Below are 15,613 nucleotides of genomic sequence, written 5' to 3'. Positions count from 1 at the left end.
TCATGTACTATTGCCACATGAAAAGACTACAAATTACTTTACCGTTGGCGCTGGTCGCGCTGGCGGTGTGGCTGGGCCTGACCTTGGGCGTCGGCAGACTGCTCGGCGGCGGCCGGCAGCAATCGTTGTTCGATTCGGTGGCCGGCGGCATCGGTCCGGCGTGGGTGCTGGCGGTCTTGTTTTCCCTGGTGGTGGCGCTGGCGTCGACCGAACGCCGCGCCGCCGGCCTGCGCGCTCCGGAGTCGTGGAAATCGCTATGGCTGGTCTGGCCGCCCCTGCTCTATTCGCTGCTGATGCTGTTGGTGGCGTGGGCGGGCGGCTGGCCGCCGTCGCATGTGCTGCTGATCGTCGGCTGCAATACGGCGCTGGTGGCGGTGTCGGAAGAGTTGATGTTCCGTTCGATACTGCTGCAAAGCCTGCTGAGCCGGCATGCGATCTGGCCGGCCGTGCTGATCTCGTCGTTGCTGTTCGGCGTGGTGCACACGCTCAATGGCTTGGCTAGCGGCGACTTCAACAGCGCGCTCTGGCAATCGGCGGCGGCCTTCCTGCAGGGCGTGGGCTATGCCGCCATCCGCCTGCGCACGCGTTCGGTATGGCCCATGGTGGTGGTGCACGGCCTGTGGGATTTTGCATTGGTGACGTCGGCGCTGACGGCGGCCAACACTGGCGAGGGTTCGGTGCTGCCGTTTGCGGCCGTGCTGGCGGTGCTGCCGCTGTGCCTGTATGGCGTGTTCCTGCTGCGCGGCAGCCAGCGGGCGCTGCTGCACCAACACCCCGCGTCGTAGCGGCCTGGACCAATCCTGAAGCCTCACCGCACTCTGTGAATAGACTTCACGACATCTTCTTTGGAAAGTCGTTTGTCCAGCCATGTTGCCGAGCCTGTAGCAGCTGAGGCAATGACGTCCACGGCGAGGCTCGCACGACCATCCAAAACCAGACATTTGGCCTGAGCTATCCGGGCGGCGTCCAGGTAATAGCCGTCATGGATGGTTTCTGACCTCTCGACGCATAGTCCAAATACGTTTGCAGCCGCCGCGAAGTTTCCCAAGCGATACTCGACATAGCCTTGCTTGAACAAGTAGGGTGGGTATTCAGGCGAAATTTTCAGGGCGACAGCGACGGCACCGCTGGCATTCGCAAAATCTTCGTTCATTTCATGGACATGCGCCAACTTACTCCAGGCATCAGCATCTTCAGGCGCAACAACGACCCATTGTTCGGCGAGAGTCAAAGCAGACGCGAGCCGCTCATCGTCGATTGCCCGATCAATTTCTAGCGCATAGTTCATTTCGACCTCCTCGCGACGGGATTGCCGCCACATCTTTCACTCACCTGGCCCTTCATGCATTGGTCCATTGTAGCGCCGCGCAGTCCTCTTTGACGGCCCGGCGACGCGAACCACGCCGAACATCGCTCGCGGGCGATCGCCCACTCCCGCTCACATCTGGTCATGGCATCAATCCTTAAGTCAAGACAGTTCCGCGAATTCGTCAGCACGGCGCCGAAAGCGGTAGAATGACGGGTTACGCGCGGGGGCTGGTTGAGCCTCTGCAAAACCAGACTCACGCATCGCCGAAAAAGAACCAATGACCACCGTCCCGAACGAAATCAACGCCGCCGCCGTCAAGAACAGTCCCACCGAAAAAGTCACGCCGATGATGCAGCAGTACCTGAGCATCAAGGCCGAATACCCGGACATGCTGGTGTTCTACCGCATGGGCGACTTCTATGAGCTGTTCCACTCGGATGCGGAAAAAGCGGCGCGCGTTCTGGGCATCACGCTGACCGCGCGCGGCAGCTCGGGCGGCCAGCCGATCAAGATGTGCGGCGTGCCGTTCCATTCGCTCGAAGGCTACCTGGCCAAGCTGGTCAAGATCGGCGAGTCCTGCGCGATCTGCGAACAGATCGGCGACCCGGCCACCAGCAAAGGCCCGGTCGAACGCAAGGTGCTGCGGGTGGTCACGCCGGGCACGCTGACCGACGCCGACCTGCTGCCGGAAAAGGCCGAACGTCCGCTGCTGGCGATGTGCATCATCAGCCAGCGCAAGGTGGCCACGGCCGGCCTGGCGTGGCTGTCGCTGGCTTCCGGCGCGTTGAAGCTGATGGAGTTTTCCGGCGACAGCCGCACCGTCACCGCCCGCATGCAGCAGGAACTGGAGCGCATCGCGCCGGCCGAGGTGCTGCGCGGCGATAACGCCGACCTGTTCGAGGAAACCCTGAGCTGCCACGTCAATCGGGTGCCGGACTGGCACTTCGACGTCGTCGGCGGCCACAAGGCGCTGCTCGACCAACTGAGCGTGGCGACGCTGACCGGCTTCGGCGCCGACGGCCTGGGCGCGGCGTTCGGCGCGGCCGGCGCGCTGCTGCGCTACGCCCAGTCGACGCAGGGACGCGGCTTGCAACACGTACGCACGCTGACCACCGAAACCGAAACCGAATTCATCGGCCTCGATGCGGCCACCCGCCGCAACCTGGAACTGACCGAGACCATCCGCGGCCAAGAAGCCCCCACCCTGTTCTCGCTGCTGGACCACTGCCGCACCGCGATGGGTTCGCGCCTGCTGCGCCACTGGCTGCACCACGCGCGCCGCGACCAGGCCATCGCCCGCTCGCGCCATGTAGCCATCGCCGCGCTGGGCCAGGCCGACGCCACCGGCACGCTGTCGCACACGCTGGCGCAGGTGCCGGACATCGAACGCATCACCACCCGCATTGCGCTGCTGTCGGCGCGTCCGCGCGACCTGGCCAGCCTGCGCGACGGCGTGCAGCAACTGCCGGCGCTGCGCCACGCGATGCAGCGCGCATTGAACGATACCGACGGCCTGCTGGCCGCGATCCACGCCGACATGGCCACGCCCGAAGCCTGCCTCGACCTGCTGCAACGCGCGGTGGCGCTGGAGCCGGCGGCGATGGTGCGCGACGGCGGCGTGTTCGCGCGCGGCTTCGACGCGGAGCTCGACGAACTGCGCGCGCTGTCCGAAAACGCCGGCCAGTTCCTGGTCGACCTGGAGACGCGCGAACGCGCCCGCACCGGCATCGCCAACCTGCGCGTGGAGTACAACAAGGTGCACGGCTTCTACATCGAAGTCACGCACGGCCAGACCACCAAGGTGCCGGACGACTACCGCCGCCGCCAGACGCTGAAGAACGCCGAGCGCTACATCACGCCGGAGCTGAAGGCCTTCGAAGACAAGGCCCTGTCTGCGCAGGACAAGGCGCTGGCGCGCGAGAAGATGCTGTACGACCAGCTGCTGGGCGACCTGGCGCCGTTCATCGGCTGCCTGCAAACGATCTCGAAGGCGCTGGCGCAGCTGGACGCCCTGACCTCGCTGACCGACCATGCGCTGCGCCACAACTGGTGCGCTCCGCAGCTGGTGGACACGCCGTGCATCAATATCGCCGAAGGCCGCCACCCGGTGGTGGAGAACCAGATCGAACGCTTCATCGCCAACGATTGCCGCTTCGTCGAAGACCGCCGCCTGCTGCTGATCACCGGCCCCAACATGGGCGGTAAATCGACCTTCATGCGCCAGGTGGCGCTGATCACGCTGCTGGCCTACGTGGGCAGCTACGTGCCGGCAACCAGCGCGACCATCGGCCCGATCGACCGCATCTTCACCCGCATCGGCGCCACCGACGACCTGGCCGGCGGCCGCTCGACCTTCATGGTGGAGATGACCGAATCGGCGGCGATCCTCAACGGCGCCACCGAGCACTCGCTGGTGCTGATGGATGAAGTGGGCCGCGGCACCTCGACCTTCGACGGCCTGGCGCTGGCGTGGGCGATCGCGCGCCATCTGATCGACACCAGCCGCAGCTTCTCGCTGTTCGCCACCCACTACTTCGAACTGACGCAGCTGCCGGAGAGCCATCCGACGGCGGCCAACGTCCACCTGTCGGCGGTCGAGCACAAGGACAGCATCGTGTTCCTGCACGCGGTGCAGGACGGCCCGGCCTCGCAGAGCTACGGCTTGCAGGTGGCGCAGCTGGCCGGCGTGCCGCAGCCGGTGATCAAGGCCGCGCGCAAGCACCTGGCGCGGCTGGAGGCGCAGGCGCTGGACGCCACGCCGCAGCTGGACCTGTTCGCCGCGCCGACCACCGACGCCGACGACGACGAGCTCGAGGCGCCGCTCAACAGTCACGCCGCGCCCGCAGCCGCCAGCCCGGCGATGCGCGAACTGCTGGAGGCGCTCGACGATCTCGATCCCGATGCGCTGACCCCGCGCGAAGCGCTGGAACGCCTGTATCAGCTCAAGCGCCTGACGGAGACGGCGCAGGCATGACGCCGCGGCGCGTCCTGCTGACCGCAGCGCTGGCCGGCCTGGCCGCGCTGGCCGGCGGCCACGCGCAAGCGGTGCAGCCGGCCGTGCGCGGCTTCCAGTTCGGCGTGATCGGCCACTCCTTCAAGAGCGGTCCGGATGAATCGGTGCTCAGGCGCGCCATCGCCGACGCCACGCTGACCGCGCCCGCCTTCATCGTCGCCACCGGCATCAAGTCCAGCACCGAGCCATGCAGCGACAAGCTGTATGCCCAGCGCCGCGCGCTGCTGAGCGAGGCGGCGCCGCCGATGATCGTCTCGCTGGCCGGCAGCGACTGGAGCGGCTGCGTCAATTCGATCGGCCGCTCGAACGCCATCGAGCGCCTGAACCGCCTGCGCGAACTGTTCTACGCCGACGGCGAATCGCTGGGCGAACGCCGCCTGCCGCTGACGCGCTTGTCGACCAGCGCCAAGTTCCGCAGCTACGCCGAGAACGCGCACTGGGAATACGGCAAGGTGCTGTTCGCCACCATCAATCTGCCGGCCAACAACAACCACTTCCGCGCCGAGGCCGGCCGCAACAGCGAGTACGAAGACCGCCTGGTGGCCAACCGCGCCTGGCTGCACCGGCTGTTCACGCTGGCGGAGCGGCAGAAGATGCAGGGGCTGGTGCTGTTCTCGGACGGCGACGTTGGCGTGCAGGCGGAGCAAGGCTTCTCGCTGCTGCCAAGTTTTCAGTCGAAACAGGATGGCTTCGCCGAACCGCGCCGGCAGATACGGGCGATGGCGGAAAAATTCAAAGGGAAGGTGCTGCTGGTCGATACCCAGGGCGGCGCCGGGACCGAGCCGTCCATCGTCTGGCGCGGCAATGTGGGGCATATGAGCCTGGCCGCGGAATGGGCTGAGGTGCGCGTCGCACCCGGCACCGCCGCCCTGTTCACGCTCAAGGGCGGCAGCGCCGAGACGACGCCGTAACGTCGTACCCGCGCAGGCGGGTACCCATGCTGAGGCGGATCATAGTCGGCATGGATTCCCGCTTTCGCGGGAACGACAGCGGTACTTAGTGGATCGGGTGGATGGCGACGTGATCGCCCTCTTCGCCTTCGTCGTCCTCGTCACCGTGGTGGTGGCCGTGGGCGCCGTGCACGTGGCCGTGGGCGATTTCTTCGTCCGATGCTTCACGCACTTCGGCCACGCTCAGCGCGAAGCGCAGCGCCATGCCGGCCAGAGGGTGATTGCCGTCCAGGACCACTTTGTCGTCAGCGATTTCGGTGACGGTGAAGATCATCGCTTCTTCGCCATCGTCGCCATCCGGCATGCCTTCGAACTGCATGCCCACTTCCAGCGGCTCCGGCAGGCGGCTGCGCGGCTCGACCTTGACCAGCGCGGCGTCGTAGTCGCCGAACGCATCTTCCGGCTCGATCTGGATGATGGAGGAATAACCGACTTCCTTGCCGTCCAGTTCTTCTTCAATTTTCGGCAAGGTGTTCTCGTAGCCACCATGCAGGTAGACCATAGGCTGACGGCCGTCTTCGATCAGATTGTCCTGGGCATCGGACAGCTTGTAATTCACAGTCACGACCGTGTTCTTGGCAATCTTCATTTTGTAATTCCTTTCTGTATATAAGCCCCGGAATTATACCTTGGATCGCCGGGCGAACCGCCGCCAGCCCGACAATCGGCGCGGCGATGGTTATAATGAGCGCATGAAAAAATTACCTCTCCTCGGCGACATCACGCCGGCGCAGTTCCTGCGCGACTACTGGCACAAGAAGCCCCTGCTGATCCGTAACGCCATCCCCGGCTTCAAGCCTTTGCTGAGCATGGAGGCGCTGACCAAGCTGGCCTCGACCAACCACGCGGAATCGCGCCTGGTGACCAATGTCGACGGCCAGTGGAATATGCAGCACGGTCCGCTGGAAAGCCTGCCTCCGATGGACCAGAAGGAATGGACCATGCTGGTCCAGGGCGTCAACCTGTTCGACGCCAAGGCCGACGCGCTGCTGCGCCAGTTCCGCTTCCTTCCCGATGCCCGCCTGGACGACCTGATGGTCAGCTTCGCCACCGACGGCGGCGGCGTCGGTCCGCACTTCGATTCCTACGACGTGTTCCTGCTGCAAGCGCAGGGCCAGCGCCGCTGGAGCATCGGCCCGCAGAAGGACCTGACGTTGGTCGAAGGCCTGCCGCTGAAGATCCTGGCCAATTTCAAGCCGAACGAGGAGTTCGTGCTCAATCCGGGCGACATGCTGTACCTGCCGCCGCACTACGCGCACGACGGCATCGCCATCGGCGACTGCCAGACCTATTCGATCGGCTTCCGTTCGCCATCCTACCAGGAGCTGGGCGAAGCCTTCCTGCAGTTCATGGCCGACTCGATCGACCTGCCGGGCCGCTACGCCGATCCGGAGCTGGAAGCGACCTCCAAGCCGGCGGAAATCCCGCGCCACATGCTGAGCGCGATCGCCGAGGAAATGAACAAGGTCCGCTTCACCGAGGAAGACATCACCATCTTCCTGGGCGAGTACATGTCCGAGCCCAAGCACAACGTGTTCTTCACCGGCCCGGCCAAGCCGCTAACGGTCGGCAAGTTCGCCGAAACCGCGGCGAAAAAAGGCCTGGTATTGTCGCGCAAGACGCAAATGCTGTACCGCGGCAAAAACGTGTTCATCAACGGCGAATCGTTCGGCGTCGGCCGCGCCGACAAGGTCACGCTGGAGCTGCTGGCCAACACCCGCGCGCTGGACGGCGCGGCGCTGGCCGAGGCGTCGGACGACGTCATGGACGCCCTGTACACCTGGTACACGGACGGCTGGATCGAATTGGGATAACCACACGGGGAGGCGGCATGGAACGGCAGAGTTTTCCATTCACTACGAAGGCGGAGTTTCTCCAGCACCTGTCCCGCTGCATCACCCGCGCCGAGCACAAGCTGACCATGTTCGACCCGGACTTCGCCATCTGGGAGCTGGGCGGCAGCGCCACCGACGCCCTGCTGCGCCATTTCCTGCGGGCCGGCGGGCATTTGCAGCTGGTGGCGCACGACGGCCATGCCGTCGAGCGCGACGCGCCGCGTTTCCTGCGCCTGATCAAGGACTACGGCCACCTGGTTGAGGTGCGCCGCAGCAGCCAGCAGCTGCGCCAGCTGACGGACTCGTTCTGCATCGCCGACGATCGCGATATCGTGCGGCGTTTTCATGCAGATCATTTCCGTGGCGAAGCAGTTTTTGACGGGCCGGAAGATACCCAAACCAGCACCGACCGCTTTATTACTATTTGGTTAGAATCTACGCCCGGTTTGTTCGCAAACTCAACTGGATTATGAGTCAGTTCAAGGTAAAATGCCGGTGTTCGATGCGAACGCTGGTATTCTGTGCGGATTCTGCTAAAGTAGAGTCGAAACCGAAATGTTGCGATATCGCAAAATAGTTGTACTTACGGCTGTTTGTCCTATTGCGACGCACTAAAAATCGCTATAATATTCGGTTAGGAAGTTTCCGTTGTCTGGCAGGCACCATTTCAGGTACGAAAGCCTTCGAAGACGACCTAATGAGCGATAATTACCGGTAATTATTAATCGCAACAATTGTGTTTAATTTTGAATTAATTAAGGAAAACCCCATGAAAAAATCCCTGCTGATCGTTTCCCTGCTGGCTGTTGCTCTGGCTGCTTGCTCGAAAAAAGAAGAAGCTCCTGCTGCTCCAGCTCCAGTAGCTGCTCCAGAAGCTGCTGCTCCAGCTGCTGCTCCAGCACCAGCACCAGCTGCTGACGCTGCTGCTCCTGCTGCTGCCGCTCCTGCTGCTTCGGACGCTGCTGCTGCTCCAGCCGCTTCGGCTGCTGCTGCTCCTGCTGCTTCGAAGTAATCAGCTTGCGAAAAAAAAGCCGGCTTTCGGGCCGGTTTTTTTTCGTCTCAAGCTTTTATTGGGGGTCAGTTCCGGCATCGTGCCACGCTTGGCACGATACCGGAACTGACCCCCAATAAAAAAAGCCGCCAGCACCGAACGCGATCTTGAGCGCGTTCAGGCTGGCGGTTTTTTTTCGCCTATTAAAAGGCTTTATTTCAATTGCTCGTGCAGCAGCGTCAGGATCTTATCGGCGACTGGCGTGGCTTCCGCTTTCCCGGCATTGCTCAGCACGGTAACGGTGCTGCTATTACCCGCGCCGGCTTTCACCGAAATGCGATAGCGCTGCGCTTCCTTATCGGCTTCCGACGACGAACCCCAGCTGAACAGCTTGCCGAAGAAGCCCTTGGTTTCGGTGGTATCGTCGACATAGCGCACGAAGTAAGTACCCTGGGTGCGGTCGCGGTCTTCGACGGTGAAGCCGGCGCGGTCCAGCGCCAGGCCGACACGGCGCCAGGCGCGGTCGAAGCCCTCGTCCACCTGCACGGCGCGGTCGGCGCCTGCGCCCACCAGCGACGCATGCTGCGGCTGCACAATCGCGGTATCGACGGCGGTCTTGGCTTGCGCCACTTCCGAACCGTTGCCCAGCTTGGTCATCAGACGCGCCAGGAATTCCGCTTCCAGGCCCGGATCGTTAGGACGCGGAGTCCAGATCGTCGATTCCTTCTGGGCGCCGGTCACGACTTCCTGGGCGCCGCGGTGGCTGATGTAGATCTCGCTGGCGCCGTCGGCGCGGCGCTCGATGCGGGTGCGGAACTTGTCGCGCTCGCCGCTCGAATAGACCGAGTCGAAGACCTTGCCGATGGTGTTGCGGATGAAATCTTGCGGGATCTTGGCGCGGTTTTCATTCCATTCGGTTTCCATGGTACCGGCGGTGGCGTTTTCCTTGCCCAGCACGAAACCCGAATCTTCCCAGAACTGCTTCAGCTGCGGCCACAGTTGCTCAGGCGTTTGCTTGATCACCAGCCAGCGCTGGTTGCCGTCGCGCTCGACCTTGATGTCGTTGATGCTGGTCGGCACCACGGTACCGGCGGCAGGCGTGCCCGGCATGATGGCGGCGGGACCGGTGGCGATACCCTTGGAAGCGTTGTAGCCGGAAGCGGTGGCGACACCGTTGTTCGAATCCGGCAGCGAGTAGCGGTTATCTTTCTGCAATTGCGTCAGATCCGGCGGCACGTCCAGCGTGCTGGCCTTCTTGGCGGACTTGTAGTCCACCTTATCATTACCGACTACGGAGCTGATCATGCCGCAACCGGTCAAACTGGCCATCAATGCGCCTACTACGACGGCGCGCTGCGAGGAAATAGAAGCTGTCTTGCGAATAGTCATGTCGTTACTGTTTAAGAAGCTGAAAAGCAGCAAATCAGGGATGATCCGAACCGAAGTCGGGGCTTGTTGCTAAGGTTTTTACAGTACGCCGGCTTCTCGCAGGGCCGCGCGTACCGCTTCGTGGCATTCGGCCGCCAGCGGCACCAGCGGCAGACGGATGCCGGCTGGCATTTTGCCCATTTCCGCCAGCGCCCATTTGACCGGCACAGGATTCGGCTCGATGAACAGTTTCTGGTGCAGCGGGAACATCTTGTTGTTCAGTTCCACGGCCTTGGCGATGTTGCCGGCGATGGCAGCTTCGCACATGTCGGCCATGTCGCGCGGGGCGACGTTGGCGGTGACGGAGATGTTGCCGGCGCCGCCGGCCAGCATCAGGGCCATCGCGGTCGGATCGTCGCCGGAATACACGGCGAACGATTTCGGCGCCAGGCGCAGCAGGTCGTAGCCGCGGCCGATGTTGCCGGTCGCGTCTTTCACGCCGACGATGTTCGGGATTTGCGCCAGGCGCAGGATGGTCTCGTTGCTCATGTCGGCAACGGTACGGCCCGGCACGTTGTACAGGATCACCGGCAGGTCCACCGCTTCAGCGATGGCCTTGAAGTGCTGGTACATGCCTTCCTGGGTAGGACGGTTGTAGTAAGGAACCACTTGCAGCGTGGCGTCCGCACCGGCTTCCTTGGCGTAGCGGGTCAGCTTGATCGCCTCGGCGGTCGAGTTGGCGCCGGCGCCGGCGATGATCGGGATGCGGCCCTTGGCGTGGGCGACGGTCGCCTTGATCAGCGCGCAGTGCTCATCCACGCTCACGGTGGCCGATTCGCCGGTGGTGCCGGCGATGACGATGCTGTCCGTACCTTCGGCGATGTGCCAGTCGATCAGCTGATTCAGACCCTCGAAGTCCAGACTGCCGTCTGCGTTCATCGGGGTGACGATTGCTACTATGCTGCCCTTAATCATAGGTAACCACTGCATAAAGTATTAAAACAACGATTGTAGACGATAGGCCGCTCATATGGTGCATTCAGGGCGACAAATCGGCCGTCAAAATGGCGGTAAAAGTGCCGCCACGCGGGGGAAATCAGGCTTCACGGCGCATAGACGTTGCACCATAGCAGCTTTTGGCGTATCGATGACGCCGTCCTCGAAGGCCACCACCCGCAAACCGTGGGTGGCTGCCCATTCCAGCAGTTCGCCGGCTTGCAGCAAAAAGGCGGGATTCGACGGTTTGCCGAACTGCGCATTGCCGTCCGCGAAGGTTTCGTAGATCAATACGCCATTCGGCGCCAGGCTGGCCAGCATGTCCGCGATTAGCGGCCGATGCAGGTAGTTTGTGACCACGATGCCGGCAAATCGATCAGGACCGAAGGGCCAGGCGGCGCCAGCCTCTTCCAGGTCGATGGCGCTGGTGATGATTTCCGGTCCGGCCGCGGCGGCCAGCGCCTCGGCGTCGCGATCCACTGCCACGACGGCATGGCCGAGCGAAGCCAGGTGGCGCGCATGGCGGCCGCTGCCGCATGCCAGATCCAGCACTTCGCCGCCGGGTATCAGCGGCGCGTAACGCCGCACCCAAGGGGAAACGGGGTCGATCAAAACGTCGCTCATGTGTAAGCCAGTCCCATCGCTTCGCGCACATCGCGCATGGTTTCCAGCGCCAGCTTGCGGGCGGCGTCATTGCCGTCGGCGACGATGGCGCGCACCAGCGACGGGTCGTCCAGATACTGCTGGGCGCGCTCGTGCATCGGTTCCTGTTCCTTGACGATGGCGTCGATCACCGGCTGCTTGCATTCGATGCAGCCGATGCCGGCGGATTTACATCCTTTTACCACCCATTCCTGGGTTTCGTTGTTGGAATACACCTCGTGGAACTGCCAGACCGGGCAACGGGCCGGGTCGCCGGCGTCGGTGCGGCGTACGCGCGCCGGGTCGGTCGGCATGGTGCGGATTTTCTTTTCGACCGAAGCCTTGTCCTCGCGCAGCGCGATCGAGTTGCCGTAGCTCTTGGACATCTTGCGGCCGTCCAGCCCCGGCAGGCGCGAGGCGGCCGTCAGGCGGGCTTGCGGCTCGACCAGGATCAGCTTGCGGCTGCCTTCCAGATAGCCGAACAGGCGCTCGCGGTCGCCCATCGACAGGCTCTGGGCGTCGTCCAGCATGGCCTTGGCCTGCTCCAGCGCCTCGTCCTTGCCGTCCTGCTGGTATTCGGTGCGCAGTTCGTTGTAGAGCTTGGCGCGTTTGCTGCCCAGCTTCTTGACGGCGTCCTGCGCCTTTTCTTCGAAGCCTTTTTCCTTGCCGTACAAGTGATTAAAACGCCGCGCAATTTCGCGCATCATCTCGATATGCGGCACCTGGTCGTCGCCCACCGGCACCTGGCTGGCGCGGTAGATCAGCACGTCGGCCGCCTGCAGCAGCGGGTAGCCGAGGAAGCCGTAGGTGGCCAGGTCCTTGTTGGACAGGTTCTCGATCTGGTCCTTGTAGGTCGGCACGCGCTCCAGCCAGCCCAGCGGCGTGGCCATCGACAGCAACAGGTGCAGCTCGGCGTGCTCCGGCACGCGCGACTGGATGAACAGCGTGGCCTGCGACGGATCGACGCCGGCCGCCAGCCAGTCGACCAGCATTTCCCAGGTACTGCGCTCGATCACGGACGGGTCGTCGTAATGCGTGGTCAGCGCGTGCCAGTCGGCCACGAAGAACAGGCACGGCAGTTCGGACTGCATCTTGATCCAGTTCTTCAAGGCGCCGTGGTAGTGGCCCAGGTGCATGGCGCCGGTGGGGCGCATGCCGGATACAACACGATCGGGATACATAGTCAGGCTCAGCTAAGAAGGAAAATAAGGGGGTACAACAGCACGTGGAAAATGCTCTGCAAAATGTGCATGCCACCGATCAAGAAACCGGTCAGCATACCAAATTGCATCATCAGGATCAGGCCGATGAACACATACATGCCATAACGCTCGATCTGCGCGTATTTGCGGGCCAGCGGCAACGGCAAAATGCCGGTGACGATGCGGCCGCCATCGAGCGGCGGCAAGGGAATCAGATTGAAGATGCACATGGCCGAATTGACGCCGATGCCGGCCTTGCTCATCTCGATGAAGAAGTCGTCCTGCGGCACGCTCAACGCGTAGCTCAGCACCACCCACAACGCCATCCATGCCAGGCCCATGGCGAAGTTGGCCGCCGGACCGGCCGCCGCCACCAGCGCCATCTGCTTTTTCGGATTGCGCAGGCGGCCGTAATCGACCGGCACCGGCTTGGCATAGCCGAGCGCGGGCAAGTGCAGCAGGCTGAGGATCAGCGGCAGGATCACCGTGCCGAACGGGTCGATGTGGCGCAGCGGATTGAGGCTCAGCCGGCCTTCGTTGGCGGCGGTGGGGTCGCCGAAATAGCGGGCGACATATCCGTGTGCGGCTTCATGCAGGGAAATTGCAAAAAGAACAGGGATCAGGTAGACCGCGATGGTCTGGATAATACTGTCGGTTTCGTTCATGTGGGGAATTTTACCAGAGGCTGCGGAGTGTTCTTGCTGCGCCGTCGAGGGCCGGCGCACGTGCCCGATTGAAAACCTGACAATGACAGCCCAGGCTTAGGCCGGGCTTACAGCCCAAACATGGCCGCATCGCCCCTGCCCTGGCGCACCAGCTCGGCGCCCGGCCCGCTGAGGTCGATCACCGTGGTCGGCTCCAGGCTGCAGGCGCCGCCGTCGATGACCAGCTCGATCTGCTTGCCGAGCCGCTCGCAGATGGTGTCGGCATCGTTCAGCGCGTCTTCCTCGCCCGGCATGATCAGGGTCGTGCCCAGCAGCGGCTGTTGCAACTCCTCCAGCAGCGCGTGGACGATGGCGTCTTCCGGCACCCGCAGGCCGATGGTCTTGCGCGACGGATGGCTGAGCCGGCGCGGCACGCACTTGGTCGCTTCCAGGATGAAGGTGAACGGCCCCGGGGTGGCCGCCTTCAGCAGGCGGAACTGGCGGTTGTCGACCCGCGCGTAGACGCCGATCTCGCTCAGGTCGCGGCACAGCAAGGTCAGGTGGTGTTTCTCGTCGATGCCGCGGATGCGCCGCAGGCGTTCGACCGCGGCTTTGTCATCCAGATGGCAGACCAGCGCGTAACAGGAATCCGTCGGCACGGCGACGATGCCGCCGTCGTGCACAATCTGCGCCGCCTGCTTGATCAGCCGCGGCTGCGGATTGACGGGATGGACCTGGAAAAATTGACTCATATGGCCGCTGCCGGGGCATGCTGCCGGCCGCTGTTATTAACGGTTAAGATTGTACGCTACGCAAGGCGGCAATACGTTGCTCAAACGGCGGATGGGTCGAAAACAATGCCGTCCAGCCACTACCAGCCGTGATACCGGCCGCCGCGATCGATTGCGGCAAGGCGCCGGGCTCCATGCCGTTCAGGCGCGCCAGCGCGTGCTGCATCGGCACGCTGCTGCCCAGCAGCTTGGCGGAACCGGCGTCTGCGCGGAATTCGCGCTGGCGCGAGAACCAGGCCACGATCAGCGAGGCGGCCAGGCCGAAGATGATTTCACAGACAAACACCGTCACCATGTAACCGATGCCGGGACCGCGACGTTCGCTGTCGTTATTTTTCAGCAGCATGTTGTCGACGAAGAAGCCGACCACGCGCGCCAGGAACACGACGAAGGTGTTCACCACGCCTTGGATCAGGGTCATGGTCACCATGTCGCCGTTGGCGATGTGGGCGACTTCGTGGCCCAGCACGGCTTCCACTTCGTCGCGATTCATGTTCTCCAGCAGGCCGGTGGAGACGGCCACCAGCGCCGAATTCTTGAACGCGCCGGTGGCGAAGGCGTTCGCTTCGCCTTCATAGACCGCCACCTCCGGCATGCCGATGCCGGCGCGCTCGGACAGCGCCTTGACGGTGTTGACCAGCCACAGCTCGGTCGACGAAGACGGCGTGGCGATCACGCGGGCGCCGGTCGACCACTTGGCCATCGGTTTGCTGATCAGCAGCGAGAAGATCGCGCCGGTAAAGCCGACCACCAGCGAAAACGCCAGCAGGCTGCCCAGTTGCAGCGTGCTGCCCGATCCCGGACGGCCGATGCCCAGCAACGACAGGACGATGGACAGCACCAGCATCACGGCGAGGTTGGTGGCGATAAACAGGATGATGCGTTTCATTGGAGGTCTCCGATACGGACAAAATTTGCCCAAATAGTAAGGTAGGACCGAGCGAACGCAAATTCAAGATACAAGGTATTACATCGCGCCGGTAATCGACACGGTAATTTACCGCTCAGAAGTAACTTCCTAGAACCAGTCGTGCCAGACGGGAGTTACGTTGGCAGGCAGCGGCGGCAGCAAGGCGAAATCGACGCGGGATTCGCCCGGCGCATGGAAATCGGTGCCGCGCGAAGCCAGGAAGCCGTAGCTGTTGGCCAGCTGCGCGTAGACGCCATACTGCTCCGGCGTGTGGCTGCCGGTGACCACCTCGATCGCCGTGCCGCCCAGTTGCTTGAACTCGTCGAACAACTGGCCCTGGGCCAGCTGGCTGAACTTGTAGCGGCCAGGATGGGCGATCACGGCGATGCCGCCGGCGCCGCGTATCCAGTTGACCGAATCGGCCAGGCTGGCCCAGCAATGCGGCACATAGCCAGGCTTGCCTTCGGACAGGAACTTCTTGAACACGTCGGGAATATTGGCGCAGGCGCCGATTTCCACCAGATAGCGGGCAAAGTGGGTGCGCGACATCAGGTCCGGATTGCCGACATATTTCAGCGCGCCCTCATAGGCGCCCATGATGCCGACCTTGGCCAGCTGGTTGGCGATCTCGCGGCCGCGGTTGTCGCGGCCGGAGCGGGTGCGGGCCAGGCCGTTGACCAGCCCGGCATTGTTTTCATCGATCTGCAGGCCGACGATGTGCACGGTTTCGTTGGCCCAGGTGATCGAAATCTCGACCCCGGTCACGAAGCGCATGCCCTGCTCCTGCGCCGCGGCGCGGGCGGCCGGAATGCCGCCCACTTCGTCATGGTCGGTCAGCGCCCACACGTCCACCCCCGCCTTGCGCGCGTGCTGCGCCACGGCGGCCGGCGCGAGGACGCCGTCGGAAACGTTGGAATGGCAATGCAGATCGACTTTCAACATATGGCTCTATGGTTACGGCA

General features: G+C 63.3%; 16 protein-coding genes. 6 read left to right on the top strand and 10 right to left on the bottom strand.

Annotation, left to right across the window (positions count from 1 at the left end; all coding sequences use genetic code 11):
- The first annotated feature begins 17 nt into the window (after nucleotides 1–17).
- Nucleotides 18–785: a CPBP family intramembrane glutamic endopeptidase gene (locus RUGAMON1_RS26015; RefSeq protein ID WP_445233251.1), complete on the top strand. Its 768-nt coding sequence runs from the start codon at nucleotides 18–20 to the stop codon at nucleotides 783–785.
- Between the two features lie 23 nt (nucleotides 786–808).
- Here the strand turns inward: RUGAMON1_RS26015 and RUGAMON1_RS26010 are convergent, their stop codons facing one another.
- Nucleotides 809–1,288: a hypothetical protein gene (locus RUGAMON1_RS26010; protein ID WP_445233250.1), complete on the bottom strand. Its 480-nt coding sequence runs from the start codon at nucleotides 1,286–1,288 to the stop codon at nucleotides 809–811.
- 298 nt (nucleotides 1,289–1,586) lie between these two features.
- Between RUGAMON1_RS26010 and mutS the strand changes: the two genes are divergently transcribed.
- Nucleotides 1,587–4,283 carry a DNA mismatch repair protein MutS gene (mutS, locus tag RUGAMON1_RS26005; RefSeq protein ID WP_445233249.1) on the top strand — a complete coding sequence of 899 codons (2,697 nt, stop codon included), beginning with the start codon at nucleotides 1,587–1,589 and terminating at the stop codon, nucleotides 4,281–4,283.
- Entirely contained in the window at nucleotides 4,280–5,233 is a 954-nt protein-coding gene (locus RUGAMON1_RS26000) for a hypothetical protein (RefSeq protein WP_445233248.1), read from the top strand. Before mutS ends, RUGAMON1_RS26000 begins: the two co-directional genes overlap by 4 nt.
- 85 nt (nucleotides 5,234–5,318) lie before the next feature.
- Here the strand turns inward: RUGAMON1_RS26000 and RUGAMON1_RS25995 are convergent, their stop codons facing one another.
- A complete protein-coding gene (locus tag RUGAMON1_RS25995; RefSeq protein WP_445233247.1) occupies nucleotides 5,319–5,861 on the bottom strand; it encodes an FKBP-type peptidyl-prolyl cis-trans isomerase in 543 nt (180 codons plus the stop codon).
- 103 nt (nucleotides 5,862–5,964) lie between these two features.
- On the opposite strand from RUGAMON1_RS25995, the gene RUGAMON1_RS25990 reads away from it, so the two are divergent.
- The 3 genes from RUGAMON1_RS25990 to RUGAMON1_RS25980 all read left to right on the top strand — a co-directional run bounded on the left by RUGAMON1_RS25990 (nucleotide 5,965) and on the right by RUGAMON1_RS25980 (nucleotide 8,119).
- Nucleotides 5,965–7,086, top strand: coding sequence for a JmjC domain-containing protein (locus RUGAMON1_RS25990; protein WP_445233246.1), 1,122 nt, complete (start codon nucleotides 5,965–5,967; stop codon nucleotides 7,084–7,086).
- Nucleotides 7,087–7,103: 17 nt separating this feature from the next.
- Nucleotides 7,104–7,580, top strand: coding sequence for a DUF7931 domain-containing protein (locus tag RUGAMON1_RS25985; RefSeq protein ID WP_445233245.1), 477 nt, complete (start codon nucleotides 7,104–7,106; stop codon nucleotides 7,578–7,580).
- A gap of 296 nt (nucleotides 7,581–7,876) precedes the next feature.
- Complete coding sequence (locus tag RUGAMON1_RS25980; RefSeq protein ID WP_116990225.1) at nucleotides 7,877–8,119, top strand: hypothetical protein; 243 nt, start codon at nucleotides 7,877–7,879, stop codon at nucleotides 8,117–8,119.
- 192 nt (nucleotides 8,120–8,311) lie between these two features.
- Here RUGAMON1_RS25980 and bamC read toward each other — a convergent pair whose 3' ends face one another.
- The 8 genes from bamC to RUGAMON1_RS25940 form a co-directional block, all read right to left on the bottom strand.
- On the bottom strand, nucleotides 8,312–9,427 hold the full coding sequence (bamC, locus tag RUGAMON1_RS25975) for an NlpB/DapX family lipoprotein (RefSeq protein ID WP_445233244.1): 1,116 nt from the start codon (nucleotides 9,425–9,427) through the stop codon (nucleotides 8,312–8,314).
- Nucleotides 9,428–9,565: 138 nt separating this feature from the next.
- A complete protein-coding gene (gene dapA / locus RUGAMON1_RS25970) occupies nucleotides 9,566–10,441 on the bottom strand; it encodes a 4-hydroxy-tetrahydrodipicolinate synthase (RefSeq protein WP_445233243.1) in 876 nt (291 codons plus the stop codon).
- An 84-nt stretch (nucleotides 10,442–10,525) separates the two neighbouring features.
- Nucleotides 10,526–11,086: a class I SAM-dependent methyltransferase gene (locus RUGAMON1_RS25965; RefSeq protein ID WP_445233242.1), complete on the bottom strand. Its 561-nt coding sequence runs from the start codon at nucleotides 11,084–11,086 to the stop codon at nucleotides 10,526–10,528.
- Entirely contained in the window at nucleotides 11,083–12,285 is a 1,203-nt protein-coding gene (locus RUGAMON1_RS25960; protein ID WP_445233241.1) for a tryptophan--tRNA ligase, read from the bottom strand. Before RUGAMON1_RS25960 ends, RUGAMON1_RS25965 begins: the two co-directional genes overlap by 4 nt.
- A gap of 8 nt (nucleotides 12,286–12,293) precedes the next feature.
- Entirely contained in the window at nucleotides 12,294–12,971 is a 678-nt protein-coding gene (locus RUGAMON1_RS25955) for a site-2 protease family protein (protein WP_445233240.1), read from the bottom strand.
- 107 nt (nucleotides 12,972–13,078) lie between these two features.
- The gene (locus RUGAMON1_RS25950) at nucleotides 13,079–13,702 is read right to left on the bottom strand and encodes an L-threonylcarbamoyladenylate synthase (RefSeq protein ID WP_445233239.1); all 624 of its coding nucleotides are present in this window, start codon (nucleotides 13,700–13,702) and stop codon (nucleotides 13,079–13,081) included.
- Between the two features lie 43 nt (nucleotides 13,703–13,745).
- On the bottom strand, nucleotides 13,746–14,630 hold the full coding sequence (gene htpX, locus RUGAMON1_RS25945; protein WP_445233238.1) for a protease HtpX: 885 nt from the start codon (nucleotides 14,628–14,630) through the stop codon (nucleotides 13,746–13,748).
- A 129-nt stretch (nucleotides 14,631–14,759) separates the two neighbouring features.
- On the bottom strand, nucleotides 14,760–15,593 hold the full coding sequence (locus tag RUGAMON1_RS25940) for a 3',5'-nucleoside bisphosphate phosphatase (protein WP_445233237.1): 834 nt from the start codon (nucleotides 15,591–15,593) through the stop codon (nucleotides 14,760–14,762).
- Nucleotides 15,594–15,613: the final 20 nt, after the last annotated feature.

The sequence above is a fragment of the Duganella rhizosphaerae genome, assembly GCF_040364205.1.
GTDB lineage: Bacteria > Pseudomonadota > Gammaproteobacteria > Burkholderiales > Burkholderiaceae_D > Rugamonas > Rugamonas rhizosphaerae.
The sequence above is the reverse complement of the archived record's forward strand: the minus strand, read 5'-3'. Positions and strand labels throughout refer to the sequence as shown.